This is a genomic window from Glycomyces tarimensis, from assembly GCF_054776215.1.
On record NZ_BAAHCB010000025.1, the window covers coordinates 1 to 14,830 of the forward strand.

The following is a 14,830-nucleotide window of genomic DNA, read 5'->3' on the forward strand; positions in this document are numbered from 1 at the left end:
CGTCGGCGCCCAGGGCGGCCTCGATCGTGGCCGGCCAGTCGCCGTTGACGACCTCGGGGTGCTCGTGCCAGCCCATGAACATCCCGACCAGGTGGTCGTAGTAGCCCTCGGCGCTGAGCCGGTAGTCGTCCTCGTGCGACACGCCCGCCTCGACGTCGTCTTCAGGCAGGGTGATGAAGGTTTCCTCGCCGCCCTCCACGTAGGAGGTGGTCTTGGTGCCCGGGGCGGTCTTCATCATGAGCTCGGCGATGCCGTCGCCGTCGAAGTCGTAGACGTCGAACTGCGTGTAGTGGGCGCCGGCCCGGATGTTCACACCGAGGTCGATCCGCCACAGCAGCTCGCCCTCCTGCGTGTAGGCGTCCACATAGACCGGGCCGGTGTAGCCGACCTGCGAGACGTCCTTGGAGTTCGAGGGATCCCACTTGACGATGTACTCGTATCGGCCGTCGCCGGTCAAGTCACCGACGCTGGCATCGTTGGCGCGGTACTCGTACGTCTCTCCGGCGGGGGTGACGCCGTCCGCGGGCTTTTGCAGCGGGACGTCGAGGTAGGACGCCGACCACGGGCTCACCGAGTCGGAGAAGTCGACCTCCTCGCCGTCGACCACGGCCACGACCCGGTACTGCGAATCGCCACCGCCCTCGGCGTCGAGGTAGTTCGTGCTATCGGTAACAGTGGCAAGCAGCGCACCGTCCTTGTACACGTTGAAGTCGGCACCGGTCAGACCTGAATCGTTATAACCGGACACCTCATCGGCGAGCAGTCGCCAGCTGAGGAAGACACCGTCATCGGTGCTCGCCGCGACCAGGCCGCGATCGAGATGCTCGAGCTGAACACCGCTGCCCTGGTCACCGCCAGAACCGCCGTGCCCTTGAGCGGCCACGGCGACACCGGCGCCGGCCACGACAGCGGCCAGCGACACCGCCGTGACGCGGGTGAGTTTCTTGGGAGGACTCATTGGAAGGGGCTCCTTACGTTCGTACGAAGCCGGTCGGAGCGAGCCAGGGTGAAGAGAACGGGGGTCACGCGACCGACCAACCTCATTGAAACGATTTAACGCATCGAAGGCTATCTACGAAACCCCACCTTGTCAAGACGGAGATCACACCGAAATCCGCCCCCGCTCCGCTCCCGCATCCACCGCAAACACGCCAAACCGGCCCAATCCCCACTCGCCACTGACACCTGCCGACCCGGCCACCGCTTCCACACGGCACTGTGACCACCGGTATGACGCCGCCCCCGGTGCGGCAGGCCGCCTGCGCCTCCGGTACAGTTCTATCCCGTCCCGGTCGATTAGCTCAGCGGGAGAGCACTCGCTTCACACGCGAGGGGTCACTGGTTCGATCCCAGTATCGACCACCTTGCCGCCCGTAGTACCACCATTGGCATAGTTATCGCCCGTTTTAGTGCGATTGTTGAGCCCTTGCTCGTTTCGGATCTCGTTGATCTGCTCGAGCAGGGGCTTGATTGCTTCGCTGTGCTCCTGCCAGTTGATGAACGGCCGGCGGTCTTCGCGGCTGTCGAAGTAGAGCTTGGTGAAGCACGTCTGGTTGAGGAGCACCTTCCTGGAATCCTCGTCGACCGCCTCGTAGATCCGCTTGGGCGCTCCCAGTAGCTGGGTGAGCGCTTCGATATTCCGGTTGGAATCGCGCACGTCGGGCCGTTCATCGGCCTCGGCGAGCTTGGCCTCGATCCGGGCGCGTTCGACCCCGAGCCGTTCGACGCGCGCGGAGAGCTTCTCGACCGGCCAAGCGGGATCACCGAGCAGGTCGACACACTGTTTCTCAGCCGCGCTGATCTTCTTCAACTGGGCTTTCAACTGCGCCTTGATCTGGGTGACGGTCTCGTCGAAGCCGGTCTCCGACTGCTCGATGACCGCACGGACCCGGGCCGCCTCGCCTTCGGTGATGGCGATCGTCGCCCAGTGGGCGGCGACGGCCAGTTCGACCTGATCGAGCGGCAGCCTGGACAGGTCGCATTCGCGCTGCTGCTTGCCCTTGCAGAGATAGTAGAAGTAGTCCCGGCCGCGAGCGCTCTTGGACTTGAGCAGCACCATCCGCCGCGAACAGCGCCCGCAGCAGACACCTTCACACCAGAAGGCGGTAGACGCTGCGGAGGCTGACGCCGTACCGCTGCGCGAGCTGCCGCTTCGGCACGCCCGCCCGGACCAACTTACCCAAGCGCTGCCACTTACGACAACGTCTTGTCCACCCACTGCACTGCGTCTGGGGGAACTTCGACAGCGCGACCGCCGAACGCCAGCAGCCGTTCCCGGCGGCCGCCATCGATGAAGTCCTTCGAGTTCCTGGTGACGAACAGATCGCCGTCGCCCTTTAGGTGGCTCCAATACATTTCAGCGTCGATGACGCGGTTTATCCACTCCCGTGTCGCCTTCGACGTCGGGTCGAAGTCCACCGGCGGATCGTACCGCTTGCCTGGGAACATCACTGCGAATAGCTCTTGGATCTGTTGCTCATCGGCATCATCGATGAGCACGGCGTTGTCCCAGAACGTCATGTCGAAGCGCGCCGGCGGATAGAGCAAGGCCAGATTTCCAAGGCCAGCTGTGGTGCGGCGTCGTTGGAACTGATCCATGTGCTCGAGGTAGGTACGGTCGGGCTGCAACTCGGAGGCGGTACCGGCCGACAACCGAACCTGGACCAAGCCGAGACCATGCAGTTGCAGCAACCGTTGAAGTGCAGCTTTGTCGGCTGCCCGGTGCGGCTCGTCGCTTTCGAGGGTGATCAGACAATTGGTGTCCCATGTCAGATTCAGCATGCGTCTCACGCGATGAGCGAGTAGTCGAAGGCGATCCCGTGGCTTACGTTCTCTCGTCGTTCTAGACCGGGCGTATAAACCCAGCATGCCAGCTCCGTATACCGCTCGTGCCTTGCTGATGCGTGGATTGTCGCGCTTGCTCGGCGATGCGTCCCGAGAACGCGCCAGGGGTCCGCACCACCGGACTTCAGCGGCACCGGGCAGGTCCAATAGGGCTCGTACCAGTCTTCAGGGCCGTCGGCGTAGCGCGCGCGGCACTTGAACTCGTTCGCGCCCTCCTGCAGTTGGAAGCGCTCCGGAAGCGGAGTTCCGTCGATGTCAACGATGATCAAATGGGTGATCCGGGCGTTCACCTTGGCAAACGGCCGGATCAGCCTTCCTGAGTCGGTCATGGTCAGCCTAAGAGTGGGAGGATCGCAGAGACGGCGGACTGGACGTTCATCGTACGGCACCGGCGTCTGTCAGCGGTCATGAAGAATTCCCCACTGGCGGACGGGTCGGTCCCCGCCGGCGGACACTTTCACTCCCCACTGGCGGCCACCAGTGGTTACTGAGCGTTACAGATGTCGGTGTCGGTAAGGCCTGATCCTGAGCCGTCTGACAGTTTGGGCGGACGGCTGGAGCGCGTGGCAATCTCTAGGACCCGTCCGTTAGGCGAACAGGCGGCGGTCTGCGCCGACCCACGCCGCGGTGCGCTTCCGCCGTCTCCCAGTCGTTGCTTGGAGGCCGACCCTCCTCGCAGGCCGATCTTGGCGTCAGAGCACCACGGCGGGTGCTGTCTCCAGCATTCCGGTGGTCAGTCGCTACTGGCCGTTCGAGCCTCCTCGTGGCCTTTCCGGTTGCTCGGACGACATCAGGAGACGGGCTTGCCGAACCAGCGCCAGAGGTGGTCGTCCAGAGCCTGCTGATCGTCGCCGATCCAGGCGACGTGGCCGTCGGGGCGTAGCAGGACGCACGGAACTTCCAGTGCCGCCGTGGGGTCGGCGAGGTAGTTGACCCGATCCGACCAGCCGCCGGCACTCAGGCGTTCGGTGCGATCCAGCAGCAGGCCGCGGCCGCGATGCAGCAGGTCGTAGAGGTGGCCCTGTTGTATGTCGATGTCGCGCAGGCGGCGGCCGAGCAGGTCGGGGCCGTCGCCGAAGTCGTAGCGGATGCCGATCGCGGTGATCTTCTCGATCAGATGGCGGTTCACCTCCTCGAAGTCCATCAGTTCGGCCAGCAGCCTGCGCGCCGCCTGCGGGCCGGGTTCGGCCGACGACAAGGCCATCTGGGCGCGGGTGTTGTCCAGCACGTCCTCGGCGACCGGACGACGCTCGGCCCCGTAGGTGTCCAGCAGCGTTGCAGGCGCCCAGCCGCGGATCTGCGCGGCCAGTTTCCAGCCGAGGTTGAAGGCGTCCTGGACGCCCAGGTTGAGGCCCTGTCCACCGGCGGGCGGATGGATGTGCGCCGCATCGCCGGCCAGCATCACCCGCCCGATGCGGTAATGCTCGGCCAGCAGGGTGGCATCCCCGAAACGGGACAACCAGCGCGGGGAGTGCACGCCGAAATCGGTTCCGGCTATGGCGCGAAGCTGTCGTTGGAAATCCTCGAGTGTGGGCGGCTGGGCGCGATCGCCGACTCCCGCGGCGGGAACCACGACGCTATAGACCCCCTCGCCGAAGGGCCGGAGCCAGAATCGCTGATGGCTCTCGCGGATTTCGGTCACCTTGGCAGCGATCTGTTCGGCCGGCATACCCACCTCCATCTCGCCCATCAGCGTCTCGTTCCGCGAGGGCTCGCCGCCGAAGCCGACGCCGAGCCGTTTGCGCACCGTACTGCGCCCGCCGTCACAGCCGACGAGATAGCGTGAACGCAGCCGTTCGCCGTCTGCCAGCTCGACGGTCACACCCCCCTCGTCCTGCTCGAAATCGGCCACCGCGAGGCCGCGCCGGACCTGCGCACCCAGTCCGATCGCGTGTTCCTCGAGCAGGCGAACGACGAGCGGCTGGGGAATGCCCAGCAGATAGGCATACGCGGAATCCAGGCCGCCTGGCGCGGCTTTGGGGATGGCGGCGAAGAATCCGCCGGCTGGACGCCGCCTGCCGTGTTCGAGCATGCGATCGAGCAGGCCGCGCATGGCCATCAGCTCGAGACTGCGAATGTGCAGACCGACGATGCGGGTGAACGAGGCGGGCTCGGTTTCCTTCTCCAGAACGAGTACTCGCACATCGTGCAACCGCAGTTCGGCGGCCAGCATCGCGCCAGTAGGCCCGCACCCAGCAATGATCACATCGAACATGACCGGCGCGCGATCGGCGCCGGAAGCCGACGACGGGAGTCCGGGGGCCTCGCCTGCGGTGAAGTCGCGCTCGACTGGCTCGTTCGACGCCGGCTCGGCAGTAAACTGCGAAGTGTCCATAGGTGTTGCCTTTCGGGAGTGCCTGCTTGGCAAGGCGCTCCCGGCGACACCTACCTCGATCGCCCGACCGTGACGCGAAGGGGGAGCACCCACATCGATACAGCGTTCATGGGTCTCACCTCCTCGGGCGGTGTCACGGTCCACCGCAAGCTACCAGCCCGAGCATCACCCCGTCCAATCCTTTCCCAGCCACATGCCACAGGCTGGTGGAGGCGAACTCACCCATCGCCTGGGTTTCTCCTCGGCCCATGACACCCCCGAAGTCCGGTCACAGAGCGTAACTGCAGTTCGGGGGACTTATCTGTCCGCCAGCGGGGAAATCTAGATGACCGCTGACAGGTGTCCTCACCAACTTCATCCACCATCGACGAAGATGGCCTTGACACCGCTTCACCGACGGACCGAGCTCAGCCACGCACTCCCGTTGGAAGTCGATATCAAGGCCGTGATGACTCATATCAAATGATCCGGGTTTGGTTATCACTGGTTATGTCTAAAGCCTCCACCGCTGCAGGATCACAACCTGCGGTCATCGAGGCCGTCCAGCTCGCCCGTGCGCCTACCGCTGCCGGACTGTGTAGGTCAGGTGCGTCACCCTTGAAGAGGGTTCCACGCGGACCTGCTCCAAGGCCACGCGGCCCGCGTCCACGCCCTCGAACAGGCGGATCCCAGAACCGAACAACACCGGCGACAGCGCAATCGAGAACTCATCGACCAGACCGGCATTCACGTACTCCAAGATTGTCGCGCCGCCGCCCGCGATGCGGACGTCGCGGTCGCCGGCCGCCTCGCGGGCCTGGTCGAGCGCGGACTCGATGCCGTCGTTGACGAAGTGGAAGACGGTCCCACCCGGCCGCTCCCAGGGGTCACGCTTCTCGTGCGTCACGACGAACACCGGCGTGTGGAACGGCGCCTCCTCCAGCCACGCCTGCTCACCGGCGTCGAACAGGCGCTTGCCCATGACGCTCGCGCCGGTTCGCTCGAACGTCTCCCGCAGGATGTCGTTGTCGCGCCCCTCCTCGCCACCCTTGCCGAGCTTCAGGTTCTCCCGAAAGAACCGCTGCGAGAACACCCACCGCTGCAGTTCCATCCACTGCCGACCCATCAATTCCTCTGGGGACTCGGGTGCGATGAACCCGTCCAGCGACATCGACACGCTGAAGAACACTTTCCCGGCCATCAGCCCTCCACTCCCTTCCGAACGATCTCGGCCACGTAGGCAGCCAGGTTGCTCAGAGTCTGCCGGCCGCCTTCGATCGCGTGGTACTTCGCGACCGCCTCGTCGCGCAGCTCCTTGGTGGGGAACACGGTCCGCATCTCGATCCGGGTCGCTCCATCCTCGGGCTCGAATATCAGGACCGAGGAGAAGGCGTTCGGGTCGCCGCGGACCTCACCGTGGAGCAGCTCGATCCGCTCCGGCGGGGCGATCTCGGTCCAGGTGATCCACTCGGCGTAGTCCGTCCCGTCCGGTCCGTGCATCACGAAGTCCCACTCGCCGCCGACGCGGAACTCGAACGACCGCGTGGTCGTGGTGAACCCCTCCGGTCCCCACCACCGCGACACGTGCCGCACTTCGGTGAACGCCTCGAACACCAGCTCCCGTGGGGCGTCAATGACCCGAGAGATGACGATCTCGCGGTCGGCCGTCGCGGACTGCGCCGTCGTTTCTTCTTCTGTCGCGCTCATCAGCTACTCCTCTTCCCTTGTCTGCTTCAGGTCTTGCACGTAGGCGTCGAGCCGATCGAAGCTCTCGTTCCAGAACCGCTCGAACCCACCGGCCCACTCGTGGACCGGCCGCAGCCCGCGGGCGTCAAGGCCGTAGAGACGCTGCTTGCCAGCCTTGCGGTCCCGCACCAGCCCGACCTCCCGGAGCACCCGCAGGTGCTTGGACGCCCCCGGCTGGGTCATCCCCAGCTCCAGAGCCAACTCGGTCACCGGCCGCTCGCCCGATCGCAGCAGCATAAGGATCTCCCGACGCTGCGGCTCGGCGATCGCGTTGAATACATCCGACGTCGTCGCTGCTCGTGCCATGGCAACTATCATATACCCATATCGGCATGCGTCAAGCCTGAAAGCGAAGGGCCCCGGAAACGGGGCCCTTCTCCCGTGCTGCGGACCACCCTCCGGGTGATATCAGCCGATCAACGCTGCGGCGGATCGGCCGTCCGGCTGGGTAGGCCTTGGCGGGTCGGGGGCGCAGTCCCGCTTCGGTGAACGCGGCCTCTGAGCTGCTTGACCGAGTACCGGCCGGTGGCGTAGTCGCGGAAGGCCGTCTTGATGTGCCCGGCGCGGTCGAGGTCGAGGATGGCAGTGCGGACTTCGCGGCCATCTTCCACATACTCGTCGCATAACCCGATACGATCCCCGGACAGTGCTACAGGGAGCCCGCTTGCAACGCGTGCTACTCGCCTCGAACGGCCGCGAGCAGCAGCATGTCCCGACGCCTCCCGGCAATCACCTGATGACTTCGCAGTAGCCCCTCACGGACGTAACCAGCGCGCTCAGCAGTCCGTATCGAGCCGGTATTCCAAGGCTCGATGAACAGCGCGATCCGGAACAGCCCCGACAACGTCCACCCGAAGGCTGTGAGCGCGGCAAGCGCGTCAGCGGCAAACCCGCGCCCCCGGGCAGACGGCACAACCGAGTATCCGGCCGCACCTCGACCGTCTGCGAGTTCTCTGAGCCAGAGCCCGCAATGGCCAACCGCCACGCCGGATCCTGCCTCAGCGATCGTGAAGGAGAAACCGGCACCTTCCTCATAGCGCCCTTGCTGTCGACGCACCCACGCTAGGGCTTCCTCATCACTGGCATTCAAAGGAAGTGAGCCGATCATGGGCACGTAAGGATCCGTAGAGAGCTCCCGAGCCATAGCAACATCCGTCTCACGCACCTGACGGAGCAGGACGCCGCCATGCGTCGGCGGGGTGAGCGGCCAAGGCGGGAGCGGCGAGGTCAGAGCCACGGACCCATTATCCACGCGGTCACGCCCCGCAACGCCGACCCAGACCCTCCTCGTTCGCCTGGAACCGGCTGGCGGCACCACCGAAGCAACCTTCGATCACAGCTTTCACTCATGCCCTGGGGTCGCTGCTGCGACGCCTCGGACTCGACAGAGGTCTCGATCCGCAAGTAACTGAAGCGGCTGGATGGTCATTGCCGATTCTTCATCGCGCGGAGCCCGTTCGGGTTGATCGTCTCCTCGGACGGCGAGGGCAATGCCGTGACGGTGCAGGCCGCCTACATGCATTGTGCCAAGGTCTTCATGCGTTCGAAGCTATGGAAGCCCGACACCTGGCCCGATCGCGGCACGCTGCCGACGCTCGGCGAGATCTTTCGCGACCAGCTCGCTGTCGACGACACAGCCGAACAGGCCGGCCGACGTCTTGACAGGGCCTATAAGGAAACGCTCTGGTAGCGAGCGCGTGCGAGTCCCGCTACGATACGGATCGTGAAGAGTCGTCAAGACAGTTGGTCTCGTCCGGATCCCCATCACCGGCGGGACCGACTTCCTCGCAGCCACGACACCGACAGCCCCTCCGAAGGCAGCGACCGCCTCTACGGCCATGGCGGTGGAGCGACCTCGGGTTCGAGAACTGGACATCCGTTCACGGAAGTGCATGGCTTGTTTCGGGAGCGGGGCGAGTTCGCCACGATCACCGGCATCGCCGCCGCGTTCCGCGGCGAGGACATCAGTGCGTCGGCGTCGTCGGGGCACGTACCGAGCGCCAAATGGCCGCGGCCCTGTTGGAATGCCGGGCCGCGGCTCCGTTGTCGGTTACAGGAGTACGCTCACTCCGATCGCCTCGTTGAAATCGTCCGCTCGTGAGAAGACGTTCTGCCAGCTGCAGTCGCCGACGTGCGAGCCGTAGGCCCGGTTGTTCCACGACCAGCCGCCACCGGAGTCGCCACCGATGGTGACGTCACCGTCCATGCGGACCAGACTCTCGGTGAGGTAGCCGTCGAGTGTGCACGACCACCAGGGGTTCTGCACGTCGAGCCCGCACTGGCGGGAGTTCGTGGACCGCCCGTAGACGCAGATCGACTCGCCCACGGTGAACCCCCACCACGGCTCGACCGACAGGGTGTCGCGCCGGGTGTTGGGATGGGCGTAGAACTCCGCGACATCGATGTGCGTCGGCGTGGTGTGCCATTCGATGTCGCCCCAGTACCCTCTGAACTGGCTTTGGAAATCCAGGTCGACGAAGCCGTAGCCCGGCTGCCACGTCTGGTCGATACCGGTGCAGTGTCCGGCGGTGGTCACGCCGGTGACGCCAGAGGGGTTGACGACCGTCCATCCGGTGGTGCATTCGAATGCCCCGCCGTCGTGCGCCGCCATGCCGCCGTAGCCGTGCTCAGCGGTGTTCCCGAGTTTGTCGACCACCGCCAGCTCGACGCCTCGGTGGAACTCCTTGCTGAGCCGTTCGCGGATCTGCTCGGGATCGGTGGGGAGGTCCGCCTGGGCGGCGAGTTCGGCGGAGATGGTGCCCTTGGTGATGTCGAATCCGCTGGAGAAGTCGACGTAGCCGAGCTCGGTCAGTTGCTCGTTAAGTCGCGTGTTGCGCTCTTCGAGCTCCAGGTACGAGAACGGCTGGCCGTCGGCGACGGCCACTTCCTGGCCGCTCTCCTTGATCACGCGATAGATGTACTCGTCGGCTTCGCCTTTGATGTAGAGCGTCGGCGTGCCGCCGGGCTGTTCGGACAGGGCGGTGCCGACGAACACGTCCAGGCGCTCTGGTGCGATCTCGGCCGCGATGTCACCGATGGCCTCGGTGACCTTGTACTGGGCCTCGGCCTGTTCGAAGGTCCAGCCGCGGGTTTCGGCGGTGCTGCTGATGTCGTCCTTGAGTCCTTCTTCGGGGGTCTGGTATCCGTCTTTGGGGCCGGGGTCGTCGTCTTGGGCGCTGACGGCTGCCGGCGATGCCAGCAGCAGCACGGTCGCCGCGAGCGCGATGAGTGCTCGCTTCACGATGGGGTACTTCATGGATGTATCCGATCTGCTCTTCATCGAGGAGAGGTGGATTTGCGAGAGTCGGGCCCGATGCCAGGCGTGGTGACCTGGACTGCAAGTAACGCTATCAACACGCAGCGATCGACTGGGTCCCTTGTGTCGCGCCTCGGCGAGATCGATATTCGGCGGAATCGACGTTTCTCCTGGAAGCAGGTACATTGGCGGAATCTGAATGCTCGACAATGGTCGGAATGGCGACACAAGTCGATCTGCGTCGAGCGAGCTTCCGCAGTGGACCGCCACAGGACCATAAGGGATGGAAGTAGACGTACATTCGGCCGGTGCGGCTGTGGGCGGGGTTGAGGCTGATGCGGCGTCCGCAGCGAGCGCGCCAGTGCAGCCACTTGAGGTGGCGCTCCTGGACTGGCGACCACGCGGCTCGCGGCCTACGGCACTCCAGCGGTGGCGCCGGACGCGATCCTCGGGACGCCGGTCTGGCCGCTCGACTGGCGGTGGAACCAGTCGAGTCCGGCGCAACACGTGGAGCCGCTGCGCGGCATGGGAATCGCGATGCGGCGATCTCACGGTGAACCCGGTCCAGGCCGTGGCCGAGAACCGGGCCCGGCAGACGGCCGTCGTCACCTCCGCGAACCTGACCGCGCCGGGCATCGAGCACCAGTTCATCGACTACGGCGACGGGAACTCGGGGGCGCCCCGCTGCTCCGGCAAGCACGCCCAGCCCGCTTGTCTCCAGGCCGACTGGGACCACCGCAACGCCGAGTCGAATGACGAGGTTCCGACGACGACGTACATCGATACCGAAGTCGTCGACGACCCCCCACCGTCGCCGGAGTTCCGTGACTACGGCTGGGCCGCCTGGCAAAGCGGCGTCTTTCCGGACTACTCGTACACCGTGTGCTGGTCCTGGCTCTGACCGACGATGCGACACCCACGGCGCTCGCCGACGAGACTGGTGCCGAGACCGGCGGTCTCGTCGGGGACTGCGCCGCACCGCCGTCGCCGCTACGCCGCGCGCGGAGTGCGTCGGGGCCGGGGCGGCGCGATGGCGTCGTCGCTCTGGGGCGAGGAGCGAAGGCCGGATTCAAGCAGGTCCACGCTCTCCCAGATCGCTCGGGTGGGGAACGGGTCGCGGAGGCGCGCCGAGTCGGTGTCGAACCGGAACGCGGTTCTGGTCTCCGGGAGGTAGCGCGGCCAGTCGGCGCGGCCCGTTCGCGCGAACGAGACCCAGGCCGCGTGCATCAGGTCGGCCAGCGGCTGGGGCGGCGTGGGGCCGGTGAGCCACTGCATGACGGGATCGTCGAGCACGTCGAAGACGAACGGCGTCTCCAATGCGTGGCAGGCGCCGAGGCGGCCGCCGAACTGTGGCGAACGCCAAGAGAACTCGTACATGTAGGTGTGTCCGGCGGCGGTGGCGCGGGCTTCAGCGAGGCGGGTGGCCGCCGCCCGGTAGTACCAGTCGCCCTGGAGGATCGCGAGCAGGTCGCCGGGCCCGGCGTTCGGGTAGGCGGCTCGGTAGGCGTCGAGCGCGCGGTGAACGGGCAGTCGGTACAGCCGCAGCGCCTCGGTGAGCTCGGCTTCGCCGACGGATTCGAGCGCTCCGAACGGCACCAGTGACAACCTGCCCTCTTCGGCGTTGGCGCCGATCAGCACGTCGACATCGGCGGACGCCCCTGCGGCGATCGCGTCGACAGGCGGGGTTGGCAGCGTGTCGCCGTCCACGGTCGGGCGCCATACGTTCACGCGGGCGCCGGGTTCGCCTCCCCACCGGTGCGGGTCGGGCTGTCGGGCGAGGTCGGCCATCATGGCCGTCTGCGCGGCGAGCACCCGCTCCACGCCGGCCTCCGCGATCGCCTCGCGGGTGGGTTCGACGTCGAGCTTCGCCGCGAGGCGCCGACCGAGGCCGCGGGCAGTGCCCGCGGCATACGCGAGGTTGCCCGCGCCGCTTTGCAGGATCGCGTGGCGGAAGAGCCCTTTGGCGCGGGGCATGGCCAGCAGCGCGCCGATGCTCATCGCCCCGGCCGACTGGCCGAAGACGGTGACGTTGCCCGGGTCGCCGCCGAACGCGGCGATATTGTCCTGCACCCACTCCAATGCCGCGATCTGGTCGAGGAGGCCGACATTGGCGATGCCGTCGTCGAGGCAGAGGAATCCCTCGGCGCCGAGACGGTAGTTGGGTGCCACGAAGACCACGCCGTCGCGGGCGAACCGCTCCCCGTCGTACATGGTGTTGGCGCCGCCGTCGAACCCGCCGCCGTAGATCCACACCATGACCGGCGATCGGCCGGTGCCGAGGTCAGGGGTCCAGATGTTGAGGTTCAGGTAATCCTCCCCTGGCACGACCGGGTAGAAGGCGTCCATCGGGGCCGGCACCGGCGGTTGCGGCGGCGTGGGGCCGTTGCGGGTGGCATCGCGGACACCGGCCCACGCCGGGCTCGGCCGCGGCGGCAGGTACCGTCCGACGCCGGTGGGCGGCGCTGCGAACGGCACACCGCGGAACACGTACCCGCCTTCGCGCGCGGCACCTCGTATCGTTCCGGCGCGCGTGGCGGCGATCGGGGCGGCCTGCGGCGTCATCGGGCCTCCCGCGCATCCGCGCGCTTGCGCCACATGGGGACGAGCGCGAGCAGGCCGGCGGCGAGGGGCAGCAGACCCATCAGGCCGAAGAACAGGGGCACCACGGTCTCGTAGCGCTCGCCGCCGAAGCCGAGATTGAGCAGTGCCAGGCAGGCGCCGGCGGCGAAGGCCCAGGTCGCCACCGTGCGAGCGCGCCGGTGGCCCTTGCCTGCGAGCCGGATCGTCCACCACCACAGTGGCATGCCGAGGGCATTGGTGACCGCGACCCAGGCGATGATGGCGGTGCGGTCGAGTCGGACCTGGCCGGCTGGCCACTCCGGATAGGCGGCGCGGACGTGGCCGCCGATGGCGTCGACCGTGACCGTGTCGATCAGCGGAGCGAGCGCGACCAGTGCGGTCAGCGCGAGGCCGAGATATAGGGCGACCGGTCGGCGTTGGACGACGGTTGTCATGACTCCTCCTATATTTTACACCGTAAATTTCAGCGTCGATGATATTTTTACAACGTAAATCTTGTCAAGAGTGAAAGGGGCCACGATGGCGCGGCGAGAGCGGGGACGACGGGCGGGCCTGACGCGCGAGGCGATCCTCAGCGCCGCCTTGGACTTGGCCGATCGGGAGGGACTGCAGGCGCTGTCGATGCGCCGGCTCGGCGCCTCGCTCGGGGTCGAGGCCATGGCCCTGTACCACCACGTCGCCGGCAAGGAGGCGCTGTTCGACGGGTTGGTCGAGTACGTCTTCGCCCAGACCTCGGCGCAGCCGTCAGGGCGGAGGGACTGGCGCGAGTGGATGCGGGCCTACGCCGGCGAGCTGCTGGCGACGCTTTTGGCGCACCCCAACGTGCTGCCACTGGTCGTCTCGCGGCCCGCGCAGACACCGCGGAACCACGAAGCCATGGAGCACGCGCTCGTCGCGCTGGAGGCGAGCGGATTCGAGGCGAGTCTGGCACTGGACATCGTCTACGCCCTCAACGGCCTTGTCGTCGGACATGCGGTGATCGCCGCCGACGACGACGCCCTTACCGCAGCGTCGCAAGCGATCGACGCGGCGGCCTACCCCCGGTTCGCCGCCGCCTCCAGGTCCGACCACGGAGCCGCGGCGCGCTTCGACTTCGCCCTCCAGGCAATGCTGGACGGCTTCGCCGCCGCCCTCGACCGCCACGCGACATGAACCCGACCCTCCGATGCGGACTCCGGACGCGGCAGGGTCACAGGGGGCCGCGCCTTCATGGACCCCAAGCGAACGGAGAAGATCAGCATGAAGCGCGCCGGTGCAGCGGTGTCCATGGCGGCCCTGCCGGCCATGTCCACGGGCTGTCAGATGCTCGATGCCGACAACGTTCGCGCTTCGCGACAACACTGCGTGAACGCGGCGACGCCACAGGCTGCTCATGCCACCTCAGAGGTCCGGCCAGGTGTGCCCTTCGGCGTAGTTCGACTGCCCGCGGAAGAACCAGTCGGCCAGATCGCCTAGACGTTCGATGCAGTCTTCGTAGTAGCTGTCGGGCCCTGGCCTCGGGAAGTTCGGGTGCGACGTCCAGGACGGAACCGAGGTCGCCATCTCGTAGAACCCCTCGGCAATCCAGCGGTCGAGCTTCTCATTCCCGTGAACGCGCAGGCACACGGCTCGCATCGCCCGCTCCAAGCGTGTGAACGCGGCCCGGTCCCACTTCAGGTCACAACGCATCTGAAGCAGGAAGCTCCCCTCCTGGGCCTCGAACTCTCGCCGGAGCGTCTCTAGGTACTCGTCCACCAACACGATTATCGCAACGCTTTCCCAGTTGCCGCTCATCGCCGTCGCCCCTGGACAGTCGTTGCGATCGCTCGACCCTGGAAGCCGGACATGGGGCCGCGCCTCTGTCGTGGTGCGCACCGGGGCGGTCGGCGCTGGTCCGACACCTGGTCGCCTCCGAGGCCAGCGCCCCGCGGCCCGGCTGCCATGCGCGGCCGGTCGGCACGCCTGCGCCGGCCACCGAAGACACTCTCAGATCCGGCTCGAGACGCCCGCCGATTGCGAGCGTGACCATCACCTGTCCGTCCTCGACCGGCGGGCGTTTGGTCAGCGCGCGGTCAATCGCCGCCGCTGCCGGCATCCTCCGTCTGCTCATC

At 66.6% G+C, this 14,830-nt stretch carries 17 protein-coding genes, 1 tRNA gene and 1 pseudogene; 5 read left to right on the plus strand and 14 right to left on the minus strand.

Annotated elements, in window-relative coordinates:
- Positions 1-958: rhamnogalacturonan lyase family protein (locus ACYVK3_RS19775; RefSeq protein WP_460499069.1), on the minus strand; the 958-nt coding region annotated here is incomplete at its 3' end.
- Positions 959-1,290: 332 nt separating this feature from the next.
- Between ACYVK3_RS19775 and ACYVK3_RS19780 the strand changes: the two genes are divergently transcribed.
- Together ACYVK3_RS19780 and ACYVK3_RS19785 are read left to right on the plus strand one after the other, a co-directional pair.
- Positions 1,291-1,362: transfer RNA gene (locus ACYVK3_RS19780), tRNA-Val, on the plus strand.
- A 260-nt stretch (positions 1,363-1,622) separates the two neighbouring features.
- Complete coding sequence (locus ACYVK3_RS19785; protein ID WP_460499070.1) at positions 1,623-1,955, plus strand: hypothetical protein; 333 nt, start codon at positions 1,623-1,625, stop codon at positions 1,953-1,955.
- Between the two features lie 32 nt (positions 1,956-1,987).
- On the opposite strand, the pseudogene ACYVK3_RS19790 reads toward ACYVK3_RS19785, so the two are convergent.
- From ACYVK3_RS19790 to ACYVK3_RS19830, 9 genes and pseudogenes are all read right to left on the minus strand, one after another.
- Positions 1,988-2,059: pseudogene (locus ACYVK3_RS19790) on the minus strand (hypothetical protein); the annotation flags it as partial.
- Between the two features lie 31 nt (positions 2,060-2,090).
- Complete coding sequence (locus tag ACYVK3_RS19795) at positions 2,091-2,288, minus strand: helix-turn-helix domain-containing protein (RefSeq protein WP_460499071.1); 198 nt, start codon at positions 2,286-2,288, stop codon at positions 2,091-2,093.
- Complete coding sequence (locus ACYVK3_RS19800; RefSeq protein WP_460499072.1) at positions 2,194-2,781, minus strand: hypothetical protein; 588 nt, start codon at positions 2,779-2,781, stop codon at positions 2,194-2,196. Before ACYVK3_RS19800 ends, ACYVK3_RS19795 begins: the two co-directional genes overlap by 95 nt.
- A gap of 5 nt (positions 2,782-2,786) precedes the next feature.
- Complete coding sequence (locus ACYVK3_RS19805; protein WP_460499073.1) at positions 2,787-3,173, minus strand: hypothetical protein; 387 nt, start codon at positions 3,171-3,173, stop codon at positions 2,787-2,789.
- A 461-nt stretch (positions 3,174-3,634) separates the two neighbouring features.
- Entirely contained in the window at positions 3,635-5,179 is a 1,545-nt protein-coding gene (locus tag ACYVK3_RS19810; protein WP_460499074.1) for an FAD-dependent monooxygenase, read from the minus strand.
- Between the two features lie 559 nt (positions 5,180-5,738).
- On the minus strand, positions 5,739-6,359 hold the full coding sequence (locus ACYVK3_RS19815) for a dihydrofolate reductase family protein (protein WP_460499075.1): 621 nt from the start codon (positions 6,357-6,359) through the stop codon (positions 5,739-5,741).
- A complete protein-coding gene (locus ACYVK3_RS19820) occupies positions 6,359-6,865 on the minus strand; it encodes an SRPBCC family protein (protein WP_460499076.1) in 507 nt (168 codons plus the stop codon). The genes ACYVK3_RS19815 and ACYVK3_RS19820 overlap by 1 nt, the downstream gene beginning before the upstream one ends.
- Positions 6,866-6,868: 3 nt before the next feature.
- Positions 6,869-7,210: an ArsR/SmtB family transcription factor gene (locus tag ACYVK3_RS19825; protein ID WP_460499077.1), complete on the minus strand. Its 342-nt coding sequence runs from the start codon at positions 7,208-7,210 to the stop codon at positions 6,869-6,871.
- Between the two features lie 370 nt (positions 7,211-7,580).
- Positions 7,581-8,141 carry a GNAT family N-acetyltransferase gene (locus ACYVK3_RS19830; RefSeq protein WP_460499078.1) on the minus strand — a complete coding sequence of 187 codons (561 nt, stop codon included), beginning with the start codon at positions 8,139-8,141 and terminating at the stop codon, positions 7,581-7,583.
- A 225-nt stretch (positions 8,142-8,366) separates the two neighbouring features.
- On the opposite strand from ACYVK3_RS19830, the gene ACYVK3_RS19835 reads away from it, so the two are divergent.
- The gene (locus tag ACYVK3_RS19835; protein WP_460499079.1) at positions 8,367-8,594 is read left to right on the plus strand and encodes a PNPOx family protein; all 228 of its coding nucleotides are present in this window, start codon (positions 8,367-8,369) and stop codon (positions 8,592-8,594) included.
- A 360-nt stretch (positions 8,595-8,954) separates the two neighbouring features.
- On the opposite strand, the gene ACYVK3_RS19840 is transcribed toward ACYVK3_RS19835, so the two are convergent.
- The gene (locus ACYVK3_RS19840) at positions 8,955-10,160 is read right to left on the minus strand and encodes a chymotrypsin family serine protease (protein WP_460499080.1); all 1,206 of its coding nucleotides are present in this window, start codon (positions 10,158-10,160) and stop codon (positions 8,955-8,957) included.
- A gap of 553 nt (positions 10,161-10,713) precedes the next feature.
- Here ACYVK3_RS19840 and ACYVK3_RS19845 point away from each other — a divergent pair.
- The gene (locus ACYVK3_RS19845) at positions 10,714-11,061 is read left to right on the plus strand and encodes a hypothetical protein (protein ID WP_460499081.1); all 348 of its coding nucleotides are present in this window, start codon (positions 10,714-10,716) and stop codon (positions 11,059-11,061) included.
- 89 nt (positions 11,062-11,150) lie between these two features.
- On the opposite strand, the gene ACYVK3_RS19850 is transcribed toward ACYVK3_RS19845, so the two are convergent.
- Positions 11,151-12,722, minus strand: coding sequence for a carboxylesterase/lipase family protein (locus ACYVK3_RS19850; RefSeq protein ID WP_460499082.1), 1,572 nt, complete (start codon positions 12,720-12,722; stop codon positions 11,151-11,153).
- Positions 12,719-13,174, minus strand: coding sequence for a hypothetical protein (locus ACYVK3_RS19855; protein ID WP_460499083.1), 456 nt, complete (start codon positions 13,172-13,174; stop codon positions 12,719-12,721). The genes ACYVK3_RS19850 and ACYVK3_RS19855 overlap by 4 nt, the downstream gene beginning before the upstream one ends.
- A 70-nt stretch (positions 13,175-13,244) precedes the next feature.
- On the opposite strand from ACYVK3_RS19855, the gene ACYVK3_RS19860 reads away from it, so the two are divergent.
- A complete protein-coding gene (locus tag ACYVK3_RS19860) occupies positions 13,245-13,892 on the plus strand; it encodes a TetR/AcrR family transcriptional regulator (protein ID WP_460499085.1) in 648 nt (215 codons plus the stop codon).
- A gap of 228 nt (positions 13,893-14,120) precedes the next feature.
- On the opposite strand, the gene ACYVK3_RS19865 is transcribed toward ACYVK3_RS19860, so the two are convergent.
- Entirely contained in the window at positions 14,121-14,513 is a 393-nt protein-coding gene (locus ACYVK3_RS19865; protein WP_460499084.1) for a hypothetical protein, read from the minus strand.
- Positions 14,514-14,830 lie beyond the last annotated feature (317 nt).